We start from the raw sequence: 24,999 nt of genomic DNA, 5'->3' as shown, positions 1-24,999 counted from the left end.
GAGCTTACATGTTAAAAAAATGCTTTGCCCTAGCGACTATAGTTTTAATTTTATGCGCTTGCATATCAGAAACAGAGTCTGACTTAATAAAAACAAAAGGGATATGGGCGGGTTTTGAGCTTGTATCTGACGGAAATCGTACTCGCGTTAACGCTGAGTTAAATGCTGGCGACGCTAACGGTTCAAATATTGTATTAAGCGATAACGATGCACTGCAGGTAATAATAAGAAACACGGCTGTTGAACTTAAAAAAGATACCGACTTTTTAGACGTTGATTACCAAGCGTCTATAAATATAACTGACGATAATGAGCCGTTTGATCTTTTATTTAATCGTGATAATAAAATAAATGCACACTCAAGTGTTGAACTCCCACTTAATTTTATTATTTTAACACCAAGTAACGAACAAAACTTTAGATTAAATAACACGATAACCGTACAACTAGACGGTACTGATCCTAATAGTGTGAGTAGTATTGAGTTAATCAGTAAGTGTACAAATAGAAACGGCGAAACATTAATACAATCAATGCTCAGTGAGATTAAATATTCTAGTTACTCATTTAAGCTAAACAGCTTAGCTATGTTTAACAACGCGAAAATAGATAAAAGTAAAACATGCAATTTAACTATTATGGTTGAACGAGTACGCTTTGGTGCTATTTCAGATGAATTTGCAAGTCAAAGTTATATTCAAGCAAAGCAACAGCGCACAATAAACAATATGACTTTAACGTTTTAATTTGCACGCTATTTTACTCAGCGTTAAGCTATGCCTTTATTAAGTAATTTTACCAATTGCATTTAATACTTCTTCTCTATGTAGGAGCTAATTGCAATTGATATAAAGGTTTATTATGACTAACAGCACATACTCTATTGGCACACCTGGCAAAAAATGGAATGACAACGATAAAGCCCAGTGGTTAACACGCCAAAACATTAAACGCAGTTACAAAAACGAAGTCGTAACGCTAATTAATGACCTTAAAAACATATTAAATATAGAGCAATACGGCGAACTTAATTACGCCGCTGGCATTTACCCATTATATATATTAAAAACACCTAATTTTAATGTTAATAAACCAACTGTTTTAATCACCGGTGGTGTACATGGCTATGAAACCAGTGGCGTACATGGCGCGCTTAGGTTTGCTAAGACATCGGCTATGCAACACTCAGAGCAGTTTAATATTATAATTGCACCCTGCATTAGCCCTTGGGGATATGAAACTATAAACCGCTGGAACCCAGACGCCATTGATCCTAACCGCTCATTTTACGAGGGCAGCCCAGCTCAAGAATCAGCAGCTATTATGGCGTTTGTAAAATCATTAGGTACTGACTTAGTCGCTCATATTGATTTACACGAAACAACCGACAGCGATAACAGTGAATTTAGACCCGCACTCGCTGCGCGTGAAGGCACTACTAATACTAACTGGAACATACCTGACGGGTTTTATTTAGTTGCAGATAGCAAAAAGCCTGAGCCGGAGTTTCAAAAAGTCATCATAGAAAGCGTTGCAAAGGTAACTCATATTGCACCGAGCGATGAAAACAACCAGCTAATAGGCGTACCTCAAGAGCAATTTGGTGTGATTAACTATGCTGCTCGAGAGTTAGGTTTATGTATGGGCTTTACTGATGCACCCTATGTAACAACAACAGAGGTATACCCAGATAGCCCAACTGCTACAGATGAAGAATGTATATTGGCACAAGTCGCCGTTATAACGAGCGCGCTAAATTACATTAAAACCTCTATATAAGATTAATCCCCACTTCAAATACGGGTATTCATTAAATTCGATACCCGTTAAAACAACTATGTACAAGTAACAACTTAACAACAAAAAACAACCCAAAAGAACTGGTTTTATTGAGTTTAAAAGTATAAGGTTAACTTTCCCTCAAATTTAAGGAGTATACATTGGGGTTTAAGAATCAATATGGACAAGTAAGTCTTTATACTGAAAATAACGTTGTTATAGCTCACTTTACGGGGTACATCACCTCGGCGCTTCTTCATGCGTTTAAAATTGAACTATGCGAAAAAATAAAATCCCTCAAAAATCGACCTTGGGCTTATATTAGTGATTCTTTCGATGTTTTAGCTGCAACACCTGAGGCAGAAAAAGAAATGATAAATATTAGCCGTTTAATGGCAGCAAATAATTGCCTAATTAGCGCGTTTGTACTCACATCCGCTATAGCTATAAATCAAATGAAGCGTATTTTAAAATGCGCCAAAAGAAATGTTAATTTTAGTGAATGCCTGTTTACAGATTTAGATAGCGCAAAGCAGTTCATTTTTCACAACTTAAAAAGTAAGCAGGTCAACTGATATAAAAATTGCTGACCTTACTTTATCAATCTCAGTTTTTATAAAACTGACTGTCTTTGGTTATCGTAATGCTGGCGTCTTCTTGCGCTGTTACAATAAATTGTAACTTACTCACTTTACGCTCAATATCGTAACCATCGGCTGTTACAGTAACGGGTACTCTTTTCATCGTCCCAGGCTGTACAAGCGTAGCTCTGGGACTTGAGAGCGTTGCCCCTGGCAAACCCTCTATGGCAATACTGTAATGCAGTGCTTGCTGTGTTTTATTAATAATAGTAAGTGTGTAAGGATTTTCTACTAAGCCCTCGTAGTTCACTCTGTAGAGCGCATTCCTATCTCGTAGTACTGAGGCTTCTATTGGTGTACGTTGCAGCATCCATGCAAACATAGAAATGATTAACAAAGCTGTTAATGCGCCGTACCCTACTAGCTTTAATCTAAATGGATTGGTTTTGCCTCCCTCCATTTGTTTTTCACTGGCGTATTTAATTAAGCCTTTTTCGTAACCAAACTTATCCATGGTGTCGTCGCAGGCATCAATACATAAGCCACAGTTTATACATTCATATTGCAAGCCATTTCGAATGTCTATTCCTGCAGGACAGACCTCTACACACAAGTTACAGTCTACACAGTCACCTAAGTTAAGCTCTTTTGGATCTGCTTTGCGTTTACGTGGTCCACGGTTTTCACCTCGCTCGCTATCATATGTAACAAGTAACGTATCTTTATCAAACATAACAGCCTGAAAACGAGAATACGGGCAAGCAATTGTGCACATTTTTTCGCGTAAAAACCCTGCATTGCCATAAGTACAAAAAGCGAATAAAAACACCCAAAAGCTCGTTATACCTGACCATTCAAACGTAAACATTTCCATATACAAACTTTTTGCCGGAATAAAATACGCCATAAACGAGGTGGCGGTGAAAACTGAAATAACAATCCACGCGCTGTGCTTAGTTATTTTTTTGCGCCAAGTGCTTAGCGTCCACTGTGATTTATCTAATTTAATTCGCTGATTTCGAGTGCCTTCTATGCGTTGCTCTACCCACGAAAACATGAGCATCCATATAGTTTGCGGGCACGTATAACCACACCAAACCCGACCAAGCCAGTTAGTTACAAAAAATAATGCAAAAGCCCCCACCATAAATAGCAGGGCTAAAATCATAAAATCCTGAGGAAGGAGTGTTAGACCAAAAATAGTAAAGGTTTGCGTTGCCACATCAAGCAGCACAGCTTGTTGTCCGTTATATTGGATCCACGGTATTGCAATAAAAGTTAGCATTAACAGCCAACCTAAATTACGGCGTATGCGCTGAAAAAATCCTTTTTGCTCGCGGATATAAATTGGCCCTTCGGTGTTATAGGGCTTAATGATCATGTCTTCTTCTTTAATATCAAACTTCATAGTACTTGCTTCATAATGACGGGTATTAAGCAAGTACTTGCAACTTTCAGACCAAGCTGAAACTTTGTTTAAACTATTGATACTAAACAGTTTATTTCAACGCAATAAAATAGAATTCGCGACATTAAACGCGCTTCGCGATATATCACGAATTTTTAGCAATTCCTAACTTTCGCATTTTTGAGCGTAGTGTACTCTCAGGTAAGCCCAATTTAACTGCTGCCCCTTTATCACCCGATATTTGCCAGTGCGATAACGCGAGAACAGAGGTTATATGGTGTTTTTGCGCCTCATCAAGCGTAAGTGAAGGGTTAATAACTACTTCACCACCCGCTTGCAAAGGCTGACTTAGCTGTAGTACAGCCTGATTAGATAAAATAGCTTCGCGTTCAAGTACATTTTGCAGCTCTCTAATATTGCCTGGCCAATCGTAGGCTTGCAGCTGCGTAATTGCTTTTTTACTTAGCCCTTTTAAATGTTTACCCAATCGTTTATTTAGCTGCGCAATTAAATTAGCGCATAAATAAGGAATATCCTCTTTTCGATCTTTAAGGGCGGGTACTTTTATTGGAAATACATTAAGCCGATAATACAAATCAATTCTAAACGTGCCTTTTTGTACCATTTCCCACAGGTCGCGGTTAGTCGCTGCAATCACTCTAATATTTACTTTTAGCGTATTGCTGCCACCCACACGTTCAAACTCTTGTTCTTGCAGGACTCTTAGTAGTTTACTTTGCGCCTCAAGTGGAAGCTCTGCTATTTCATCTAAAAACAAGGTGCCTTTATCAGCAAGTTCAAAACGCCCTTTACGGCGTTCATTGGCACCTGTAAACGCGCCTTTTTCATGACCAAAAAGTTCCGATTCTAGCAAACTTGGGGTAAATGCGGCGCAATTTACTTTTATAAAAGCTTGTTCGCTACGCTTGCTTAGTCGATACAAATTACGAGCTACTAATTCTTTACCCGTGCCATTTTCGCCAAGTATAAGCACTGTGCTGTCGGTTTCACTTACCAGTTTTATTTGATCTAACATGGTTTGAAATATATGACTTTGTCCAACTAGCCCTGAGTCTTGCCAATCTTCGTTAAGTTCTGCAATTAAGTAGTTGTTTTCATCTTTTAGCTGCTCACTTAAATGCTTTACTTGCTCAAGTGCCTCTTGCAGTGCATTTTGTGTTTGCTGTTGCAGTGATATGTCGCGAAATACCGCTACAGCACCAATTAACTCATCACTTTTATAAACAGGTGTTGAGGTGTATTCCACTGCAAATGAGCTACCGTCTTTACGCCAAAAAACTTCATTTTTAACTTCACGACGTTTTCCGTCAAACATGGTGCAATATATTTGGCATTCATCAGCGGGATAAGGTGTGCCATCAGCATGAGTATGGTGATGATATTGGTGTATTTTTTTACCTAATAGTTCCTCAGCGCACCAACCTGTCATGCGCTCAGCGGCAGGATTAACAAACACCGCATTACCCGAGAGGTCAAAACCGTATATGCCCTCACCTACTGCGTTTAGCAATAGTTTAGGATCGTTTAAAAATTGTTTTATCATAAATGCACCTCGCGAAATATCGCGAGCATTATGGCAATTTTATACACTAAGCGCACTCATTACTTAAAATGCACTCACGTGTAAATTAAAACGCTATAAATAGTGCTGAAATAGCATTTTTACATCGATTTTTGCACCTAGCCTTGCGGCTATTAAATAAAGTCCTGCAAGTTTTCGGTGAATAAACAGCGCATCAACGGGCGGTGTATGCCATTGCTGAGATTGCCCACTAAGAGCAAGCCCTGCATTTTTAATTTTGAGCGCTAGTTCGCTATTTTTAAAATCAAATTCCCCTTCTGCTCTCAGTGGCTCGCACGCCATTAAGAATAAATCAATGACGTTATTTTTATACTCATCAACTAAGTCATTTTTAAAATAACCAATGTGTGAAGCCGCTCTAAGTACACCTTCTCTGTTGTTTTCACTACCCGCTTTAAATAAAGCTAAATAAGCGCGGCTAAACTCGGTTGATATTTCTCGCGTTGCACCAAAATCAAATAAAACAATTTTTTGTGTATCAAGCTGATAATGAAAGTTGGCAAAGTTAGGGTCGGTTTGAATTAATTTAAATTCAAACATTTCTTTAAAAAACAAATCAATAAGTTGCTCTGCAACAAAGCTTTTTTGACTATCAGGTAGCTCTGTAATGCTCTCAATGGGCTCTGCTTTTATATATTCCATAGTAAGTACTTGTTGTGTGCTGTGCTCTGGATATACGCTAGGCACTTTAAAGTGGGTATTGCTTGCTAGTGCATTTTTATAACGTATTAAGTACTGAGCTTCCCGCTTATAATCAGCCTCGGCTAATAACTGCGCCTTAGCCTCACCAATAAGTGGTTTAATATTAAGATCTTTTGGCAATAATCGAGAAATCGTTAATAAAGAAATAACGTTATCGACATCACTTACTACACTTTTTGCAATACCCGGGTATTGAATTTTAACAGCAAGCTGATCGCCATTTTCTTTATAAGCTAAATGAACTTGCCCTATAGAAGCCGCTGCAAAAGGCCTTAACTCAATATGAGAAAAGCGCGCTAGCCACTCATCCCCCCATTGCTCTTTTAACACCTCAACAAGCTGCTTATGAGGCATTGGATTCGCGTCCGAGCGCAGTAAAGCAAGTAACTGAGCCAATTCAGGACTAAGTAAATCACCGGCATCCATTGAAAGTAATTGCCCGAGCTTCATTGCAGCGCCACGTAAATGAGATAGCTGTGTGGCTAGCTTTTCAATATTTTTAGGTTGTAGTAGCAAGCTTTTATTGTCCCAACCTTTACCGGTTAACGCGCTCTTAGCGCCATCAACTAACATATTGGTAGCAACACCTGTGGCAAGTGAGCCTAATTTTGCAAAGCGAGAAAGCCGAGAAGTGGGAACAGTACGAGGAGCCGCCATAATATTAAAACCTAATTAGCCTGAAAGTCAGGCTAATTAATACGTATATTGTAAGTAGGTAGATCTACTTATAGACGAGGTACTAGCTTAATTGCACCTTCAACCACTTTCATATCAAGTGGAAGCTTACTAAGTAGCATCATTTTAGGGTCATCCATATTTAATGTATAAACAGGGTTAACCGCTAAAAAAGCATTAATAACATCCATTGCTTGGCTATCAAGTGCACCTAAATTACCTTTAAAACCACCGGCATCAACACTCGAATCAAGTAACTTAATATTACGTAAAAATACCGCTTTTTTCTCACTGTCGTAAAATGGGCTGCCTTCAATTTGTAGCTTTAAACGCACTGGGTATTTAAGTGCGAATGCATTAATTTCAGCGCTTGAATCGGCACCAAGCACAACAACATCGCGGTTATCAGGTCCAATATTTACACTTAGGTCGTTTACATCAAACTGAACCGGTAAACCCATTAAGCTTACTTTTTCACTTAACTTTGGTAATTGCTTACCCAGTACAGACTCAACCTCAGAGTTAGTAAATGAATATACTGATATGCCTTGCGTGGTATTACAGGCTGTTAAAAATAACGCTGCAATAATAACTAAAATTCTCATGAGAACCCTTTTGTTTATAAATTAGTGGTACATAAAAAAGCCGCTATTAAAGCGGCTTATTAAAATAGTAACCAGCACATATTACGCTGGTTTTAGTACATTAAGCTGCAAGTGTCGCTTTAAGTCGCGTTAGTGTGTCAGGTTCAACTGAACCAGCACTGAGCGCTAATAACTGTTTTAAATAATAGTTTAAATCAGCATGTTCGCCACGATGTTTGTCATCTAACATGGCTACTTGTTCTGCCATTCTAAGTGACTTATCTGTTGAACTTACGTTCGCTAATATTTCCATGCGCGTAATAAGTTGATCTGTATTTAATGCTGTTTTAAGCGGTGCTTGATACTGACTTGGTAACGCTTCATTGTTTTCAAGTGCTGTAATTAATGCATCTAAATTAGCTTGCTCTGATTTGCTTGTAAGCAATGCAAGTTTATCGTCAATAGCTGCTAGTAGCTTAGTTACTTTTGGCGCTAACGATCTAAATTGCGAGTACCCTTTCACTTTTGTTTCTAGGTCGTGCAACTGTGCTCTTTGATTTACATCGCTAAGTGCTGCTTCAAGTTCAGCAAGCTCTGCAACTGCTTGTTTATCTGACTCATTTTGGTCAAGTTTTTGCTGCTCAAACTCACTACTACGTTTAGTAAATGTTTCATCGTTAAATTGACGAAATTTTTGCCATAACGCATTTTCAGCTTTTAAACCTGCAAAACCAATTGTTTGCCATTGCTGCTGCATTTGCTTCAACTCTTGGCACGCAGCGGCTAAATCATCGCTTTGTGATAATTGCTGCGCTTTTTCTACTAGCTCATTTTTAAGCGCAGCATTACTTTTATGAAATGCGTTTAATAAAGCCAGTACTTGTTGTTGCTCGCTTTTATAACGATCGTTTAGTGTACGGTATGTTTTAGGGTCAACTTTACCTACACTGCGCCACGCTTTGTTTAAACGATTGTATTGGCCTTCATATTGCTTCCAATCAAAGTCATCCTCAACCGTAGGCTGTAAATGAAGCGCGTGCATGTCGCTAATAATACTTTCGCGTTGTGCTTTTGACGCTTCGCGTTGTACTTCTTGCTCTGCAAAGTAACTACGACAAGGTGCAAATAACAGCTCGATTTTTTCATCAAACTGTACGCCTTGTTGCTTTTCTTCATCTGTATCTAAACGACCTAACTCATTCCAACGTTTGCGTAGCACTTTTACTTGCTCTGCGCGTTGTTGTGGGTCAATACACTCTTCACTTACTAATGCACTTACTTCTTCTAATAAAGCTTCACGCTTTGGTGCTGCAGCGTATTTTTGCCAATCCTTAGCATCTGCAAGTTGCGCTTCAAGTTCCGCTTTTATATTTACAAGCGGCTGTTGATATTGCTCAGTAAGTGTATTAAATAACTCTTCAAACCCTTTAAACACGCCAAAGGCAACATTAAATCGACCTTCTTCAATTAGGCGTTTAACATCACGAGCTTTGCGTTTTGCTTGGCTTTGGTTTTTTTCAAGTGGCTTAACTAGCTCATTCATTGGTGCTAAAAATTGCTTTTTATACGCATTTAACTGTGTTTTAAAGGTACTTTGCAGTGCACCATCTAAAATATTTAAATGATTACGCGCTGCTTTAAAGCCATTATTAAATTCAGTTAGAGTTGCATCGTATTGCGCTAAATCTTCCGCTGGTTTAATTTCGCATAATGATGCAAAAGCGAGCTTATATTCTTTAATCGCAGTTGTTAACTCAGGTAACTTAGCAACTTGAGTAAATAACTTTTCTAACTTGCTTACAGCAAGTTTAGATTGTGCATTATTAGCAAGTTCTGTTTCGCTAATAGCTTGCTTAGCTTGTGCTACTTTTGCATCAAGCCAATCTTGTTGAATTTGCTCTGGTGTTTCAAGACCTAGCTGTAACGCGTTTTCAATTTCTTCGCTTAAAGCTTCAACAGTTGCAAGTGCTAGCAATTGACGCTGTTGTAGCGCTAATTGTTGTTGCTCTTTGTCGTGTACAGCTTTTAACTGTTCTATGTGTGCATCTAGCTTAGTGGTAATCGAAGTGTATTTTTCATCAAGAAACTTAACACGTTCATCACTTAACCATTTAAGCTCAAGAGCTTGCCACTGGGCTATTAACTCGCCAGCTTGTGGATTTACAACACCAAAATCTGTTTTTTCACGTAAGGCATTTAACTTAGCTAAAATAACACGTGTTGCACCTTCCACTTCAAGTGGCATTTCAATTGCTAAACGCTCATTTTCAATATGCGTTTCAAGTGCTGCTTTTGCACCACCCTTTGCATGCTTTAATAATGGCTTAATTAATTGATGAGTAATAACAAGTTCAACTAATTGAGTTTGTAGCTCTTCGCTACCTTCTTTAAAGGCTTTTTCTACTAGTTTTGCATTTGCTAAACGCTTTAATAATTTAACGCGTACTTGCAGTTCTTTTTCTGCAAATGCTAACTTTTCGAGTGTTTTAACTGATGCAAAACGCTCAATATATTCATTTTTAATTTGCGGTGTTAATGAACTTTCACTATTTAAAACTGCATTAGATATTTGCAGATCTGCTATATCTTTTAATGCTTGATCTTGTTTATACGCTTTCCACCAAAGTGGTAAGTCATTTACTTTTTGCAGTGCTTTACGGCGTATTTCTGCTGAACTATCTTCTAGCGCTAATACATTTAAAATTGCTGCATCACGCTGTATATCAAGTTTTTCTATCGCATCAAGGCGTACTTGTTGCTTTGGGTGTTTCCACTTTGGTGTAAAAAGGTGCTTAAAGATCATGTTCACTAAACCTAGCTATTTCGTTGTCTGATTTAAATTCTTTTTGCAGTTGTGCTTTCGTTTTTTGAACCATTTCGCCATTTGTACCAATTGTAAATTGCTCATTTGATTGAGACACTTTTGCTTGATACAACATAACTAACTGCACTGTTTGTTGCTTTTGCTCATCTGATAAAACGGTACCATCAGGCCACTTACCTGTAGAAGCACCGTATTGCAAACGCTCAAATAGTTCTGGTGTAATATTTTGTACGAGATTATCGATATTCATGTCATTTTTTCTTTTTTAGAGTCACTAAAACAATGCGGTTAATGAGGTACCAAATACATCCCACGCCAATAGCGGCAGTGTAAGCATACCACTGAAGTGTTTTTTCTTGCGGTTGTAAAAAATACAAACAGAAAAACCCACCTAAAAATAAGATAAGCGCTAAAAAGGAGTGGTTTATAAACATCTGCTTTTTTTTAATTCGCTGCTCGCGCTGAAGTTGTTGAACTTGCTCGTCGTTTAGCTCTGCAATGTTACTTTCGCAATGCGGACATTGCTTATGTTTATCTGAAATTGATTTTGCACATTTTGGGCAACGAATAATCGCCATACTTCTCTCCATACTACGCATAAAAAAAGCGCCTTTCGGCGCCTTTATTGTACTTGTTTTATTTCTCGTTGTCTTTTTTGAATTTAACCCAGTAGTCATCTACTGACTGTTTCATCTCTTTTCGCAGTAACATAATGCCCAGTAAGTTAGGCAATGTCATAACGACGATGGCAACAGCTGCCAATTTCCATACTAAAGTGGTATCGGCAAACGATGCCCAAAAGAATGCTGCAACGTAAAATACACGGTACGGCATTACTGAGCGATGCCCTAATAAGTAAATCATTGCACGGTCACCGTAATATGACCATGCTATTGCTGTTGAGAATGCAAATAGTAATAAGCCAATTGATACGATGTACTGACCGCTATCACCAAAGTAACCACGTTTGAATGCTTTAGTTGTAAGCTCCGCTGAATGCACTAAAGACTTACCCATTAAGCTAATGCTATCGTCGGTTGGCATACCATCTTTTACTTCAACAATACCCGTGTACTTGTGCTTTTCAGTTATGCCATAACGGACATCTTCTGCAATTGAACGTGAGTTGATAACAGTATAACCCGATGATGTTGCTACACCATTTACAACATCAATATTACCGTTAAATAATTCTATGCTACTGTTGTTACCGTTTAGGTAATTATAAAGCTGCGAACGTTGTTCTTCATTTGTTTCAGAGTAATCCCCTTTAACAATACTCATTGAGGAACGCTCAAAGTGAGTTTCGAATTTTTCGTTCCACACTCCCGACGATAAAATAACTAAACCCGTAAGTGTACAAATAATTATAGTATCGATGAATGGTTCTAGTATAGATACTATACCTTCAGATACTGGTTCGTCGGCTTTAGCTGAAGCATGCGCAATTGGTGCAGAACCTTGACCAGCTTCGTTCGAAAACAAACCACGGTTTACACCTTTGTTAAACGCATAAGCAAACGAAGCACCTAAAAAGCCTCCCGCAGCAGCAGAGCCGGTAAAAGCATCCATGAAAATAGAAGCAAATGATGGACCGATATTTTCTGCATTATAAAAAATAACAGCAAGTGCGCCAATAATATAAATAGCAGCCATTAAAGGTACTACGCGTGATGTAATAGCAGCAATACGTTTAATTCCACCTAGAATTACAAGTGCGAGTAGTACAGATAAAACAGCACCTGTTGCCATTGGCGCAAAGCCAAATGTAGCTTCCATACCTTGAGCAATATTATTTATTTGTGGCAAGCTGCCAGTACCAAATGAACTAATTACAGTCGCTACTGCGAACAAAACAGCCAACCATTTCATGTTGAGGCGCTTATCCATGTAATACATAGGACCGCCAGACATAGTACCGTCTTCAGTTTTTTCACGGTATTTGTGTGAAAGTGTTACTTCAACAAATTTAGTAGTCATACCAAAAAAGGCTGTCATCCACATCCAAAATAGCGCAGCAGGACCACCAATTGAAATAGCCAAAGCTACCCCACCAATATTACCTGTGCCAACCGTACCAGAGAGCGCAGTAGCTAGAGCTTGGAAATGTGTGGTGTCACCTTCTGTATCTTTTTTATCAAACTTGCCCGATACAACTTTACACGCATGCTTGAAATAACGAATTTGTGGAAACTTTAAATAAATGGTAAAAAATAAACCAACCCCTAATAACACGTAAGGAAACCAAACAGCCCCCCCTAACATGCCATCGAGGCTATCTAAAAACTGTCCGAATACATCCACGCTGAATTCCTCTTATTATTTTATTTGAAACTGTTGACTAAATATTGGCTTAAATTGCTTTAAACCATATTTTATTATGCTATTGCATATTTTTATTTTTTTGTAACTTTTATATTTTGTAAATAATGTAACAAAAAAGGGCAACATTTTAATGTTGCCCTTACCTTATACCAATTTATCTTAGTTTATCAACGACATTTACGATTGCCGCCAAAGTATCTTGACCAAATTGATACGAACGACGGTCTGACCAGCCATAATCTGGATCAGGTAAGTCGTTATTATCTTTAAATGGCATCTCTACGGTGTAAGTTAATGCATTAAACTCTTCAGCCGTTGCTGACGAGCCTACCGTTAGGTTAGCTTGACCAGGCTCATCTTTAGGATAGCCATGCTCATCTTGAAATTCTGGCGTAACAGTTAAAAGTGCTGCTTTAAAGCTATCTTCAAGACCTTTAAGACGCGCATCGTAACTTGGAATACCTTCACTACCTGCGACAAAGTTATACGGAATAGCTTCGTCACCGTGAATATCTAGGTGCATGTCTAAACCAACTTCGCGCATTTTATTAAGCACTAAGTAAACTTCTGGGCTGTTTTCCATGCTTGGTGTTTGCCATTCACGGTTTAAATTAACCCCTTTAGCATTGGTACGTAAGTGCCCGCGTGCACTGCCATCTGGGTTCATGTTTGGCACAACATAAAATACTGCTTTTGATAAAAGTGCCGCAGCATGAGGGTCTTCGTCATCTAGTAGTTTGTGAAGTAGCCCTTCTACATACCATTCTGCCATTGTTTCGCCTGGGTGCTGACGTGCTGTGATCCAAATAATTTTTTTATCTTCGCTTGGCTCGCCAATTTTAAGCACACTCATATCGCGACCATCAAGTGTTTCACCGAGAGTTTCTAATTTGCAAGCACCTTGGCTTTGCGCCCAAGATAGTAAATCTAAATGACGGTCGTAGCTGTATGGTGCAAAGTAAGCAAAATAGACACTGCCGCACTCTGGCTCAATTTCAAAACTTAATGTGCCATTTTCATAACTTGATGGTACGCGAAACCATGTTTGACGATCATATGATGCAACTGCTTGATACCCTTCCCAACCATCTGGGTAAGCTGATTTTTCAAGCTCGTTAATATTTAACTTGTGCAATTGGTAAGGCGTTGTTTCAAGACGAAAGTGAAACCACTGATAAAATTCAGACTCGTAATCTTTATTAATTTCTAATTGGATATTTAAAGGGTCTGTGGCTTCAATAACTTTGATATTACCACTGTCAAAATTGCTGCTGATTTTCATGAAAAAAACCTTAAGTTAAATAAGTTTATCTGCCTTTTACTTTGCAGAACTAACACTACTGGCATTAAATACAAGTAGTAAAATACTGGAATATTTTAAAACACAATATTGCCAACATTTGAATGATTAAAGCCTATCACAAGGCATAAGCTTTAAAAATAATACAAGACCAAAAAAGCCAGCAAAATGCTGGCTTATAATTCACTACAAATGAATTAACGAGGTAAACTTGGGAATGACACTTCGGCCATATCGCGCATACAACGAACTACTTGGCAACTGTAACCAAACTCATTGTCGTACCATACGTATAAAACAATGCGGTTATCTTCCACAATAGTGGCTTGCGAATCAACAACACCAGCATATCGGCTACCTACTAAATCGGTAGATACAATTTCCGTTGATGCAGTGTAGTCAATTTGGTCACGTAACTCTGAATGAAGTGCTGTGTGACGTAAAAATGCGTTTAGCTCTTCAACAGACGTACTTTTAGCTAAATTAAGATTTAAAATGGCTAGCGATACATTAGGTGTAGGTACGCGGATTGCATTGCCTGTTAATTTGCCTTCAAGCTCTGGTAATGCTTTTGAAACTGCTTTTGCAGCACCTGTTTCAGTAATTACCATGTTAAGCGCAGCAGCACGCCCACGTCGCTCTGCTTTGTGGTAATTATCAATAAGGTTTTGATCGTTTGTATACGAATGAACAGTTTCAACATGACCGTTATTAATACCAAACTTATCGTTTAATGCTTTAAGCGTTGGTGTAATTGCATTGGTTGTACAACTTGCTGCACAAACAATTTTATCTTCAGGTAAAATATCTTTGTTATTAACACCATATACGATGTTTTTGATATTACCTTTTGCAGGCGCTGTTAATAATACTTTTGCAGCACCTTTGCATTCTAAATGCTGACCAAGACCTGCTTCGTCTTTCCAAATACCGGTGTTATCAACAATAAGTGCATTGTCGATACCATAAGCGGTGTAATCTATTTCGCTAGGAGAGTTAGCGTAAATTACTTGAATGTAACTGCCATTAGCTTTAATTGCGTTACGTTCTTTATCAATCGTAATCGAACCATTAAATGGACCGTGAATTGAGTCTCGGCGTAATAAGCTTGCACGCTTTTCAAGATCACCATCTTTACCGCCACGAACAACAATAGCGCGTAAACGTAAATCTGAATATGGACCAGATTTTTCAATTAATAGGCGCGCTAATAAACGCCCTATTCGACCAAAACCATACAACACAACATCGCGTGGCTCTTTAGCTGGTAAATCAGCTATTTCTGCAAGTTCGTCTTTAACAAACTCTTCAACTGAGCGACCTTTTGCAGCTTCAGTAAATAAATAGCTATACGCAAGTTTACCTATATCAATACGTGCAGAGTTTAAATCCATTTTACTGATTGCTTCTAAAAACGGGAAGCTTTCGCGTAAACGTAATTTAGTGCCTTCAAACTGAGCAACTGTTTTATGTGATTTGATAATATCGATAGTACTGGCATTTACGAGAGGACGGCCGTACACAGCGATTTCAATACCACGATTACGGTAAAGCTTACCAATAATTGGTTGCATGCTTTCGGCGTAATCTTGGCGCTCTTGCCAACTATTTGTATATTCTAACTCGTGAGATGAGGTCATTTTATTTACCTAAGTTAAACATTTTGAACGGATAGCCCAAATGGGCACAGCCATTCTAATTTAATCTGAAGTTATTCTCTACTGTTAGGAGTTAAATGATTGCGCTAGAATAACAAGGTAAATATTCATTTGGGGTTAAGGGATGCAGCTAAAAGCAAGTGTTTTACTAGGATTACTGGTGTTGACTGGGTGTGAAGATCAGTTGACACTCTCAAAAGTATGTAAAGAAACACCCGGGTTCTGCGCCGACTTAAATAAAGATAGCCACTGTAAAGAGCCTCGAGCAGAGGTAATTATGAAGCGCTACACTGAATATAAAGCCCCTACAGATGAAAATAAATATCAGTTGCTCAAAGGGTTTGAAGCATATAATCAATGTATTACGCTTGCTGCAAAAATTGAGCACATAAAACTAAAGGCAAAAACAACGTCACGTATTGAAGGTCAATTTACTAGCATAAAAGAAATAGCGCGCCTCTACCAAGACACTCGAAATACCAATCACCCAGGTCTGCTTTATTATCAGTGGTCGCGTAATAACAACCAAAACGCACTTACTAAACTTCTCTCTCTTGAAAATGATGAAAGCGTAACGCAAAGTGCTGAAATGCAGTTTTTTTTAGCATCTTACTATATTAAATTCGACGATGAAAAAACCATTGATTTACTCTATAAAACGTTAGAATTGAATAAAGAAGGGAGCACACCAAATCCAGAAGTTCTTACATCCTTAATTAGTCTGTTTTACAAACATGATAAATTTAAACATGCTTATATTTTTTCTAAAGTAGCCCAAATGTCTGGCATAGAAAATATCGATTTGTTGCCAATAGAACAGCAACTAGTAAGTATCGGTAAAAGTATTGATAGCCTAGATACACTGGCACAACAAACATACGAACAGATACAAACTGGTGAGTTTGTATCACCAAGAGAGTTTTAAAACAGTTTTCTAACGGTACAACTAAATAACTCCGCTAGAGCGGAGTTATTTTAGACAATAAAAAAGGCAGCTTTCGCTGCCTTTTTTTATTTTGCTTTGCTTGTACCCACTTCTACACGGGTTTTAAGCTTTTGACCTGGTCGAAAAGTCACCACGCGGCGTGCCGAAATAGGTATATCTTCACCTGTTTTCGGGTTACGGCCTGGTCTTTCTTTTTTATCTCGAAGATCAAAGTTACCAAATCCAGAGAGCTTAACTTGCTCGCCTTTTTCTAGCGCTGAGCGGATTTCTTCAAAAAACGCTTCAACTAAATCTTTGGCATCTTTTTTATTGATCCCGAGCTTTTCAAATAGGTGTTCAGCTATGTCGGCTTTAGTAAGCGCCATATCTAGTCCCTCAACGATGCATTAAACTGTTCGGCCAATTCGGCCACCACGTTATCAACTACTAGATTGATATCTTTCTCTTCGAGTGTTCTATCAACCGCTTGCAGTGTTAGAGCAATCGCCAAACTCTTATAATTTGGCTCAATACCTTTGCCCTTATACACATCGAATAAGTTTAGGTCAACCAATTGATTTCCGCCAACTTTTTCGATCACGCTTAAAATGTCACCAGATTTAACGCTGTCCGCCACTAAAATCGCGATGTCGCGGCGATTTGAAGGGAATTTAGACACCCCTTCTGCTTGCGGTAAATTTCTTTTTTCTATTGCTGACATTTCAATTTCAAAAACAAAAGTTGCGTTGTTGATATCTAACGACTTTTGAGCTTGTGGATGTAAAGCACCAAAAAAACCAACCTTTTTGCCATCAACATATATTACTGCTGATTGACCAGGGTGAAGTCCATCTGACTGCTCTGCTTTAATTTCAAAACGAGTAACGTCGTTAGTAATTGCAAGCAAGGCTTCAACATCACCTTTTAGATCGTAAAAATCAACATTGCGTTTTTCTTCAACCCAATGCTCACCATTTACAAGACCAGTAATAGCACCACCAATAACCGGTACTTGGTAAACACCGTTTTCTGCACTTTCGTCGCTTATAAATTTAAGACCATGTTCGAATAAACGAATACGAGGTTGTTGACGGTTTTGGTTATACGCTACAGATGCTAATAAACCCGGCATTAAACTTACGCGCATTGCCGACATTTCAATTGAAATAGGATGCGGTAATACCATTGCTTTACACTCTGGGTGTAAAATAGCTTGTGCTTTAGGGTCTACGAAACTGTATGTAATAGCTTCTTGGTATCCACGAGTAACCAACGTATTACGAAACTTACTAAGCGCAATAGTTGCTTCGTTATGTGTCGTCATTTTAAGTTTTGCAGTTGGTGCAACATTTGGAATGCTGTTGTAACCGTAAACACGTGCTACTTCTTCAATTAAATCTTCTTCGATGCGAATATCAAAACGGTAGCTTGGTACGTCCGCACTCCAGCTTTCATTTTCTACTTTAACATCAAGACCTAAACGCGTAAGAATATCTGTTACTTTAGCGTCTTCTATATGATGACCAATAACGCGGTCTAAACGTGCACGGCGAAGACGTACTTCAGTTACTTTTGGTAGTTTATCAGCCGCTACAGCTTCAACAACTGGACCTGCTTGACCACCTACAATTTCAAGAAGTAGCGCTGTTGCACGTTCCATTGCATCATGTTGTAGAGCAAAATCAACACCGCGTTCATAACGGTGTGAAGCATCAGTGTGTAAACCGTAGCTACGTGCTTGCCCTGCGATTGCAACAGGATTAAAAAATGCGCTTTCGAGTAATATGTCAGACGTTTTATCTGTAACACCTGATTGTTCACCACCAAAAACACCCGCAATTGCAAGTGCCTTGTTATGATCGGCTATCACAAGTGTTGTGTCGTTTAATTTAGCTGTATTACCGTCTAGTAAAACAAGCTCTTCACCGGCGTCTGCACTACGTACTTTAATACCACCTTCAATCGCATTTAAATCAAATGCATGCATAGGGTGACCAAGTTCAAGTAATACATAGTTAGTAACATCAACTACTGGGTCGATCGAACGTACGCCACTACGGCGTAGCTTTTCAACCATCCAAAGAGGTGTTTCTGCGTCAAGGTTAATGCCTTTTATCACACGACCAAGATAACGAGGACATGCATCTTCATTAACTAATTCAATTGATACTTGATCGTCAATTGTTGGTGTAACAGCTGGAATATCTAATACATTTACGTCAATACTATTTAAAACGCCTACTTCACGTGCTAGACCTTTAATACCTAAACAGTCGCCACGGTTTGGCGTTAAATCAACATCAATAATATTATCATCAAGCCCTAAGTAATCACGTAAATCAGTGCCTACTGGCGCATCACTTGGCAATTCCATAATGCCGTCGCCTTCTTCGCTAATACCTAGCTCAACAAAAGCACATAGCATTCCGTTTGAAGGTTGACCGCGTAGTTTGGCTTTTTTAATTTTAAAGTCACCAGGAAGCACAGCGCCCACAGTTGCCACGGCAACTTTAATACCTAAGCGACAATTTGGTGCACCACACACGATATCAAGTAGCTCATCGCCACCGACGTTAATTTTGGTAACACGCAGTTTATCTGCATCAGGGTGTTGCCCACATTCAACAACTTCACCAACAACTACGCCATTAAATTTGGCAGCAGCAGGCTCAACGCCATCAACTTCTAGACCAGCCATTGAAAGCTGTTCCGAAAGAGCTTGCGTATCAATAGCAGGATTAACCCACTCTCTTAACCACTTTTCACTAAATTTCATTTTATTGTTTCACTCTTAACGGAACTGGTTCAGGAATTTTAAGTCATTTTCGAAAAATGCACGTAAATCGTTTACGCCATAGCGCAACATAGTTAAACGCTCTACACCCATACCAAAAGCAAAGCCGGTGTATTTTTCAGGGTCGATACCCACAGACTTAAGTACATTTGGATGTACCATGCCGCAGCCTAGTACTTCTAACCACTTACCGTCTTTACCCATAACATCTACTTCAGCTGAAGGTTCTGTAAATGGGAAGAATGAAGGACGAAAACGAATTTCCATATCTTCTTCAAAAAAGTTACGTAAAAAATCATGCAAAATACCTTTTAGCTCAGTAAAGCTAACATCGGTATCAACCATTAAACCCTCTACCTGATGGAACATAGGAGTATGCGTTTGGTCGTAATCATTACGGTATACACGTCCAGGTGAAATAATACGCAGTGGTGGCTGCTCTGTTTCCATAGTACGAATTTGTACGCCACTTGTTTGTGTGCGCAGTACTAATTTAGGATTGAAATAAAAGGTATCGTGATCAGCACGTGCTGGATGATGCTCAGGAATATTTAGTGCATCAAAGTTATGAAAATCGTCTTCAATTTCTGGGCCTGATTTAACTTCAAAACCTAACTCACCAAAAAAGCTTTCTATACGTTCGATAGTGCGCGTAACTGGGTGTAAACCGCCAGCTGGCATAACGCGCCCTGGTAGAGTTACATCTATAGTTTCAGCAGCTAGCTTTTCTTCAAGTGCTTTGCTTGCTAACAACTCACGCTTTTCATTTATAGATGCTTGCACATCTTGCTTGGCTTGGTTTATAACTTGGCCTGCTTCTTTACGTTCTTCAGGTGCTATTTTACCTAACGTTTTAAGTAAGCTGGTGATTTCGCCTTTTTTACCAAGATAATTAACCCTGATTTCTTCTAACTGCGCGATTTCACTGGCACTGGCTACCGCCTCAAGTGCTTGCGCTAATATGTTTTCTAAGTTCATTCGATACCTGATCTTTCACAGAAGGTGATTGCTTAAGAGCGTGTTGACCTTTCAAAATTGCTTTGACAGCAATTTAGTTGGCTTTTTGCAAGACTGAGCACGTGTATTGTAGTTCCCTACAGAAATAGTGCGATGCGTTACATAAAAGCCAAACTAGTGCTGTCTAAACGGTTCTACTTAGGGGCGTTTTTTCTTTGTTGCTTGAGTTTTACATAAAACGACTATGCTATTGCCCTCACGACGCAATTAAAACGCTCCTAAGTTAAACAAATACCAATCAGGAAAGGTAAACACGCTCTGGTAATAGCTTATGATAACTGAAAGCAGGGTCTAGATTCTAGACCTACTACAGCTTTAACGTTGATTTTATAAAAGGAATTGTTAATTTTCGCTGTGCAGCCATCGATGCATGATCTAATTTATCAAGTACATCTAATAAAGCACGCATATCACGACTTAAACGCGTTAATAAAAAGCGCGCACATTCATCACTTAATTCAAGACCACGCATATGAGCACGCTTCACAAGTGCTTGTGCTTTATCGTCATCACTCATAGAGCGAATTTGGAATGTTGTTCCCCACGTTAAACGAGACTCTAAATCTGGCAAAGTGATATTAAGCATACTAGGGAGTAAATCAGCCGTTACAACCAACATTTTACCGGGTTCGTTGAACCGATTGAAAAAGTTGAATAATGCTTTTTCCCATGCATCATTTCCAGCTACAAGGTGCACGTCATCAATGCATAAAACATCGAGTGCTTCTAAGCCATCTAGAACCATAGGCCCAAAATCAACAACTTCGCGCATAGAAAGTAGCATATTAGACAATCCACACTCTTGTGCTTTAATGCAAGTTGCATACAAAAGGTGAGATTTACCTGAATCGCCTAATCCACATAAATAAGTGTATTGAAACGTTTTTGCTAACTTCGAAAAACTATCTTTTAAATGGTTAACTTCTAACGAATTTTCTCCACCAAAATACGATGCAAACGTTTCGTCATCCGGTAACGTAACTGGTAATGCCATTTGCATCGGCTCAGGGGTTAACACTATTGTTTAACCCACTGGTACTCAAGACTATTTTTATCAACCACATGATAAAAAGCACGAGGGTCTTCATAATCTTTAAATGAAGAGTCAAGCCCTAAACCTTTTTTAAGATCAGCGACATTACCAGTATGATTTATTTTAAATTCAACTAGCTCCGGTGTTTTACGCACAATAGTTACTTGTGTAACCACGCTTAAACTTAGTAATCTTCTTTTTGCTAATTCAATATCAACAAAACTGTCTGTGCCTTTTAAAGTTAAGGTAGCCGCCGCTTGCTCATAATAAGCATTAGGATCGATAGCATACTCACTGGCTAAACCCTGCGCTAAAGTATCAATCATTTGACTAACAATTTGTTGCTTATCACCCGTTAATCTATTTGAATCAAACTGATCATCGTTAGTAAAACGCCAGTCTAAAATCCAATTTTCACTATCTGGTTCTTTGTACATTCTAGCCGTAATACTTCGCTCAGCACTGTAGCGTTTAGAAGCTTCTTCTACTGGTTCTGAAAAATTACCCCATACTTCAGGAATACCAACTAAGCGTCTATCTTGTAAATCAAGCAAAGGTACAACCACGGGTAATCCACGACGTCCTGCTTTGTCATATATTAGCTGTTCTAACTGAGGATAGCTTTCTTGAGTAACTAATTCTCTACGCCAATTGTCTTCAATACCTAACCATATTGCGACTAATGGCCGTTGCACTCCCCATAGAGGTAAATTTAACTCTTTGATTAACGCATTGATCTTTCGAGCTTCAAATTTAACAACGAGTTTCAATTGTCCATTTGCTCTCTCGTCATATTCAAACTTGAGCATATAATCAGAAATATCTTTAGTGCGTTGCTGTGCTAATTTATTTTGATCCGCAGTTTCATCACCGCTTACTTTCACTAAAACATTGAGCAAAGCTTTACGACTCGCAGCTAATCGAGTGTCTCGTGTTTTGTCATCCACTTTTAAAATATCTTGATATAGATCAGTTACTTCAACTGCCGACGCAGAAAAACAAAATAAAATGGATATGGTGCTAATTAATAATCTATACACAGGCTATTAGTTCTTGGTTTTAAACTGATTTGATCCTAAATCAAAGACAGTAACAAAGCAAAATTAAATTTGTTATCTAAGGAAATGAAAGTAATTAGCTTTATAGAAAGTAAAAAAGATCAAATATGAATAAGATAGTTAAGTAAGTAGTACGTTATTCACTTACGTTTAACTTTATCACACTCTTCAAAAGGCGAACCTTTCGGGTTTAGTTTGATCATGAAGGTATTTAATGTAAGCACTTAATTATGTTATGGCATGGATTGTTCGTTATTCACTCACATTTCAATTTTCTGCAGACGTAAAAAAGCCCGAATCGTTAGATTCGGGCTTTCTACAATGTGAAGTCGGTGCGCTACGCATACGCAGTATAATGCTTTAGTGCCCAAAGCGGTGGTGAGCCACAGTGTAAATACACCACTATCATTCTCTCAAGCTGCTTATTATCGCGCTATTGCTGAGACTGGTGAGCTAAGTGGGCTTCTTTAAAGTCGGTCATGAGCTGAAATCGAATGAAATAAGGGATATTAATGGGAGTGTAGGGTGCGAGTTGTTTATTATTAACCCACATTTCACTTTTCTGCAGACGTAAAAAAGCCCGAATCGCTAGATTCGGGCTTTCTACAATTTGAAGCCTGGAATGTCGTGGTGCCCACAGCGGTAGAAAGTCACATAGCAAATACTAGACTATCATCGGTCGGGGCTCGGCATGGGCTTTGGCTATTTAGTAAATCCAAAACAGCAAAAAACCCGTCACATTGCTGTAACGGGTTTCTTTAATTTGAAGCCTGGTAATGTCCTACTTTCACATAGCAAATGCTACACTATCATCGGCGCTGTTTCGTTTCACTACTGAGTTCGGCATGGAGTCAGGTGGGTCCAAAACGCTATTGTCACCAAGCAAATTTGGGCGTTAATTCGTATCGCTACGCACTAACTGAATTTGGAAAATATCTGATAATATTTTTAAGTCTTTCTTAAGTAATATCTACTTTAGTCATATTAACTTCTTCGCTTGTTTCACTATCACATAAAACGCGTTTGGCGTTGTATGGTTAAGCCTCACGGGTAATTAGTACAAGTTAGCTTAATGGCTCACACCACTTCCACATCTTGCCTATCAACGTTGTAGTCTTCAACGGCCCTTCAGAGACTTTAAAAGTCTAGTGAGAACTCATCTCGAGGCCTGCTTCGCGCTTAGATGCTTTCAGCGCTTATCAGTTCCGAACGTAGCTACCGGGCAATGCCATTGGCATGACAACCCGAACACCAGCGGTTCGTTCACTCCGGTCCTCTCGTACTAGGAGCAACCCCTCTCAATTCTCAAACGCCCACGGCAGATAGGGACCGAACTGTCTCACGACGTTCTAAACCCAGCTCGCGTACCACTTTAAATGGCGAACAGCCATACCCTTGGGACCGACTTCAGCCCCAGGATGTGATGAGCCGACATCGAGGTGCCAAACACCGCCGTCGATATGAACTCTTGGGCGGTATCAGCCTGTTATCCCCGGAGTACCTTTTATCCGTTGAGCGATGGCCCTTCCATTCAGAACCACCGGATCACTATGACCTACTTTCGTACCTGCTCGACGTGTCTGTCTCGCAGTTAAGCTGGCTTCTACCATTACACTAACCGTACGATGTCCGACCGTACTTAGCCAACCTTCGTGCTCCTCCGTTACTCTTTAGGAGGAGACCGCCCCAGTCAAACTACCCACCAGGCACTGTCCGTAACCCCGATTCAGGGGCCAACGTTAGAACATCAAAACTACAAGGGTGGTATTTCAAGGTTGACTCCACAACAACTAGCGTCGCTGCTTCAAAGTCTCCCACCTATCCTACACATGTAGGTTCAATGTTCAGTGCCAAGCTGTAGTAAAGGTTCACGGGGTCTTTCCGTCTAGCCGCGGGTACACAGCATCTTCACTGCGATTTCAATTTCACTGAGTCTCGGGTGGAGACAGCGTGGCCATGGTTACACCATTCGTGCAGGTCGGAACTTACCCGACAAGGAATTTCGCTACCTTAGGACCGTTATAGTTACGGCCGCCGTTTACCGGGGCTTCGATCAAGAGCTTCTCCCTAAGGATAACCCCATCAATTAACCTTCCGGCACCGGGCAGGTGTCACACCGTATACGTCATCTTGCGATTTTGCACAGTGCTGTGTTTTTAATAAACAGTCCCAGCCACCTGGTCACTGCGGCTCCCGTCCGCTTAGAGAGCAAGTCTCGTCACAGATAGGAGCGTACCTTCTCCCGAAGTTACGGTACGATTTTGCCTAGTTCCTTCACCCGAGTTCTCTCAAGCGCCTTAGTATTCTCTACCTGACCACCTGTGTCGGTTTGGGGTACGATTCCATATAATCTGAAGCTTAGAGGCTTTTCCTGGAAGTATGGCATCAACAACTTCATCACCTTAGTGACTCGTCTCGTGTCTCAGTCTTAATAGCAACCCGGATTTACCTAAGTCACCAACCTACTCACTTTCACATAGACTACCAACGCTATGCTTGTTTAGCCTGCTCCGTCCCCCCATCGCAATTATATAGAGTACAGAAATATTAATCTGTTTCCCATCGACTACGCCTTTCGGCCTCGCCTTAGGGGTCGACTTACCCTACCCTGATTAACATGGGATAGGAACCCTTGGTCTTCCGGCGTGGGAGTTTTTCACTCCCATTATCGTTACTCATGTCAGCATTCGCACTTCTGATACGTCCAGCATACCTCCCGGTACACCTTCAACC

19 protein-coding genes and 2 rRNA genes (1 of these 21 only partly in view) are annotated in these 24,999 nt (G+C 39.5%); 4 read left to right on the top strand and 17 right to left on the bottom strand.

Features of this window, described 5'->3' with window-relative positions:
- Window positions 1-8 precede the first annotated feature (8 nt).
- The 3 genes from GQR56_RS13455 to GQR56_RS13445 all read left to right on the top strand — a co-directional run bounded on the left by GQR56_RS13455 (window position 9) and on the right by GQR56_RS13445 (window position 2,354).
- On the top strand, window positions 9-746 hold the full coding sequence (locus GQR56_RS13455) for a hypothetical protein (protein WP_166112337.1): 738 nt from the start codon (window positions 9-11) through the stop codon (window positions 744-746).
- Between the two features lie 115 nt (window positions 747-861).
- Entirely contained in the window at window positions 862-1,779 is a 918-nt protein-coding gene (locus tag GQR56_RS13450; RefSeq protein ID WP_166112334.1) for a M14 family metallocarboxypeptidase, read from the top strand.
- 161 nt (window positions 1,780-1,940) lie between these two features.
- Window positions 1,941-2,354 (top strand): hypothetical protein, encoded by a 414-nt coding sequence (locus tag GQR56_RS13445; protein ID WP_166112331.1) that lies wholly within the window; start codon window positions 1,941-1,943, stop codon window positions 2,352-2,354.
- Between the two features lie 31 nt (window positions 2,355-2,385).
- Here GQR56_RS13445 and ccoG read toward each other — a convergent pair whose 3' ends face one another.
- The 10 genes from ccoG to GQR56_RS13395 form a co-directional block, all read right to left on the bottom strand.
- Window positions 2,386-3,768: a cytochrome c oxidase accessory protein CcoG gene (gene ccoG / locus GQR56_RS13440; RefSeq protein ID WP_166112328.1), complete on the bottom strand. Its 1,383-nt coding sequence runs from the start codon at window positions 3,766-3,768 to the stop codon at window positions 2,386-2,388.
- Between the two features lie 145 nt (window positions 3,769-3,913).
- A complete protein-coding gene (locus GQR56_RS13435) occupies window positions 3,914-5,332 on the bottom strand; it encodes a sigma 54-interacting transcriptional regulator (RefSeq protein ID WP_166112325.1) in 1,419 nt (472 codons plus the stop codon).
- A gap of 93 nt (window positions 5,333-5,425) precedes the next feature.
- The gene (locus tag GQR56_RS13430; protein WP_166112322.1) at window positions 5,426-6,730 is read right to left on the bottom strand and encodes an AarF/ABC1/UbiB kinase family protein; all 1,305 of its coding nucleotides are present in this window, start codon (window positions 6,728-6,730) and stop codon (window positions 5,426-5,428) included.
- Between the two features lie 68 nt (window positions 6,731-6,798).
- Window positions 6,799-7,353, bottom strand: coding sequence for a DUF1439 domain-containing protein (locus GQR56_RS13425; protein WP_002960677.1), 555 nt, complete (start codon window positions 7,351-7,353; stop codon window positions 6,799-6,801).
- A gap of 100 nt (window positions 7,354-7,453) precedes the next feature.
- Window positions 7,454-10,135, bottom strand: coding sequence for a DUF349 domain-containing protein (locus GQR56_RS13420; RefSeq protein WP_166112319.1), 2,682 nt, complete (start codon window positions 10,133-10,135; stop codon window positions 7,454-7,456).
- Entirely contained in the window at window positions 10,125-10,406 is a 282-nt protein-coding gene (locus GQR56_RS13415) for a DUF1315 family protein (protein WP_024609814.1), read from the bottom strand. The genes GQR56_RS13420 and GQR56_RS13415 overlap by 11 nt, the downstream gene beginning before the upstream one ends.
- 1 nt (window position 10,407) lies before the next feature.
- A complete protein-coding gene (locus tag GQR56_RS13410) occupies window positions 10,408-10,734 on the bottom strand; it encodes a hypothetical protein (RefSeq protein WP_166112316.1) in 327 nt (108 codons plus the stop codon).
- 58 nt (window positions 10,735-10,792) lie between these two features.
- Window positions 10,793-12,421 (bottom strand): AGCS family amino acid carrier protein, encoded by a 1,629-nt coding sequence (locus tag GQR56_RS13405; RefSeq protein ID WP_139015420.1) that lies wholly within the window; start codon window positions 12,419-12,421, stop codon window positions 10,793-10,795.
- Window positions 12,422-12,635: 214 nt separating this feature from the next.
- Complete coding sequence (locus GQR56_RS13400; protein ID WP_166112313.1) at window positions 12,636-13,763, bottom strand: M14-type cytosolic carboxypeptidase; 1,128 nt, start codon at window positions 13,761-13,763, stop codon at window positions 12,636-12,638.
- Between the two features lie 215 nt (window positions 13,764-13,978).
- Window positions 13,979-15,421 (bottom strand): glyceraldehyde-3-phosphate dehydrogenase, encoded by a 1,443-nt coding sequence (locus GQR56_RS13395; RefSeq protein WP_024609810.1) that lies wholly within the window; start codon window positions 15,419-15,421, stop codon window positions 13,979-13,981.
- A 142-nt stretch (window positions 15,422-15,563) separates the two neighbouring features.
- On the opposite strand from GQR56_RS13395, the gene GQR56_RS13390 reads away from it, so the two are divergent.
- Window positions 15,564-16,364 carry a DUF2989 domain-containing protein gene (locus tag GQR56_RS13390; RefSeq protein WP_166112310.1) on the top strand — a complete coding sequence of 267 codons (801 nt, stop codon included), beginning with the start codon at window positions 15,564-15,566 and terminating at the stop codon, window positions 16,362-16,364.
- Window positions 16,365-16,450: 86 nt separating this feature from the next.
- On the opposite strand, the gene ihfA is transcribed toward GQR56_RS13390, so the two are convergent.
- The 7 genes from ihfA to GQR56_RS21365 all read right to left on the bottom strand — a co-directional run.
- A complete protein-coding gene (gene ihfA / locus GQR56_RS13385; RefSeq protein ID WP_002960690.1) occupies window positions 16,451-16,750 on the bottom strand; it encodes an integration host factor subunit alpha in 300 nt (99 codons plus the stop codon).
- A gap of 2 nt (window positions 16,751-16,752) precedes the next feature.
- Window positions 16,753-19,140 carry a phenylalanine--tRNA ligase subunit beta gene (pheT, locus tag GQR56_RS13380; RefSeq protein WP_166112307.1) on the bottom strand — a complete coding sequence of 796 codons (2,388 nt, stop codon included), beginning with the start codon at window positions 19,138-19,140 and terminating at the stop codon, window positions 16,753-16,755.
- 15 nt (window positions 19,141-19,155) lie between these two features.
- On the bottom strand, window positions 19,156-20,136 hold the full coding sequence (gene pheS, locus GQR56_RS13375) for a phenylalanine--tRNA ligase subunit alpha (protein ID WP_033024224.1): 981 nt from the start codon (window positions 20,134-20,136) through the stop codon (window positions 19,156-19,158).
- 346 nt (window positions 20,137-20,482) lie between these two features.
- Window positions 20,483-21,193 (bottom strand): DnaA regulatory inactivator Hda, encoded by a 711-nt coding sequence (gene hda / locus GQR56_RS13370; protein WP_024609806.1) that lies wholly within the window; start codon window positions 21,191-21,193, stop codon window positions 20,483-20,485.
- Window positions 21,193-22,248, bottom strand: a complete 1,056-nt coding sequence (locus GQR56_RS13365) for a DUF2066 domain-containing protein (protein ID WP_166112304.1) — start codon at window positions 22,246-22,248, stop codon at window positions 21,193-21,195. Before GQR56_RS13365 ends, hda begins: the two co-directional genes overlap by 1 nt.
- A gap of 786 nt (window positions 22,249-23,034) precedes the next feature.
- Window positions 23,035-23,149, bottom strand: a 5S ribosomal RNA gene (gene rrf / locus GQR56_RS13360).
- Between the two features lie 150 nt (window positions 23,150-23,299).
- A 23S ribosomal RNA gene (locus tag GQR56_RS21365) occupies window positions 23,300-24,999 on the bottom strand (it continues 1,268 nt past the right edge of the window).

This window comes from Pseudoalteromonas sp. Z9A5 (genome assembly GCF_011378875.1).
Lineage (GTDB): Bacteria > Pseudomonadota > Gammaproteobacteria > Enterobacterales > Alteromonadaceae > Pseudoalteromonas.
Note: the sequence above shows the minus strand (reverse complement) of the source record. Positions and strands in the feature narration are given on the sequence as shown.

Coding starts and splice junctions, on each gene's coding strand:
- GQR56_RS13410 (WP_166112316.1), bottom strand. CDS start 10,734: ATGGCGATTATTCGTTGCCCAAAATGTGCAAAATCAATTTCAGATAAA.
- pheT (WP_166112307.1), bottom strand. CDS start 19,140: ATGAAATTTAGTGAAAAGTGGTTAAGAGAGTGGGTTAATCCTGCTATT.
- GQR56_RS13395 (WP_024609810.1), bottom strand. CDS start 15,421: ATGACCTCATCTCACGAGTTAGAATATACAAATAGTTGGCAAGAGCGC.
- GQR56_RS13455 (WP_166112337.1), top strand. CDS start 9: ATGTTAAAAAAATGCTTTGCCCTAGCGACTATAGTTTTAATTTTATGC.
- GQR56_RS13425 (WP_002960677.1), bottom strand. CDS start 7,353: ATGAGAATTTTAGTTATTATTGCAGCGTTATTTTTAACAGCCTGTAAT.
- GQR56_RS13415 (WP_024609814.1), bottom strand. CDS start 10,406: ATGAATATCGATAATCTCGTACAAAATATTACACCAGAACTATTTGAG.
- GQR56_RS13400 (WP_166112313.1), bottom strand. CDS start 13,763: ATGAAAATCAGCAGCAATTTTGACAGTGGTAATATCAAAGTTATTGAA.
- ihfA (WP_002960690.1), bottom strand. CDS start 16,750: ATGGCGCTTACTAAAGCCGACATAGCTGAACACCTATTTGAAAAGCTC.
- GQR56_RS13450 (WP_166112334.1), top strand. CDS start 862: ATGACTAACAGCACATACTCTATTGGCACACCTGGCAAAAAATGGAAT.
- GQR56_RS13405 (WP_139015420.1), bottom strand. CDS start 12,421: ATGTTAGGGGGGGCTGTTTGGTTTCCTTACGTGTTATTAGGGGTTGGT.
- GQR56_RS13430 (WP_166112322.1), bottom strand. CDS start 6,730: ATGGCGGCTCCTCGTACTGTTCCCACTTCTCGGCTTTCTCGCTTTGCA.
- ccoG (WP_166112328.1), bottom strand. CDS start 3,768: ATGAAGTTTGATATTAAAGAAGAAGACATGATCATTAAGCCCTATAAC.
- GQR56_RS13390 (WP_166112310.1), top strand. CDS start 15,564: ATGCAGCTAAAAGCAAGTGTTTTACTAGGATTACTGGTGTTGACTGGG.
- GQR56_RS13420 (WP_166112319.1), bottom strand. CDS start 10,135: ATGATCTTTAAGCACCTTTTTACACCAAAGTGGAAACACCCAAAGCAA.
- pheS (WP_033024224.1), bottom strand. CDS start 20,136: ATGAACTTAGAAAACATATTAGCGCAAGCACTTGAGGCGGTAGCCAGT.
- GQR56_RS13435 (WP_166112325.1), bottom strand. CDS start 5,332: ATGATAAAACAATTTTTAAACGATCCTAAACTATTGCTAAACGCAGTA.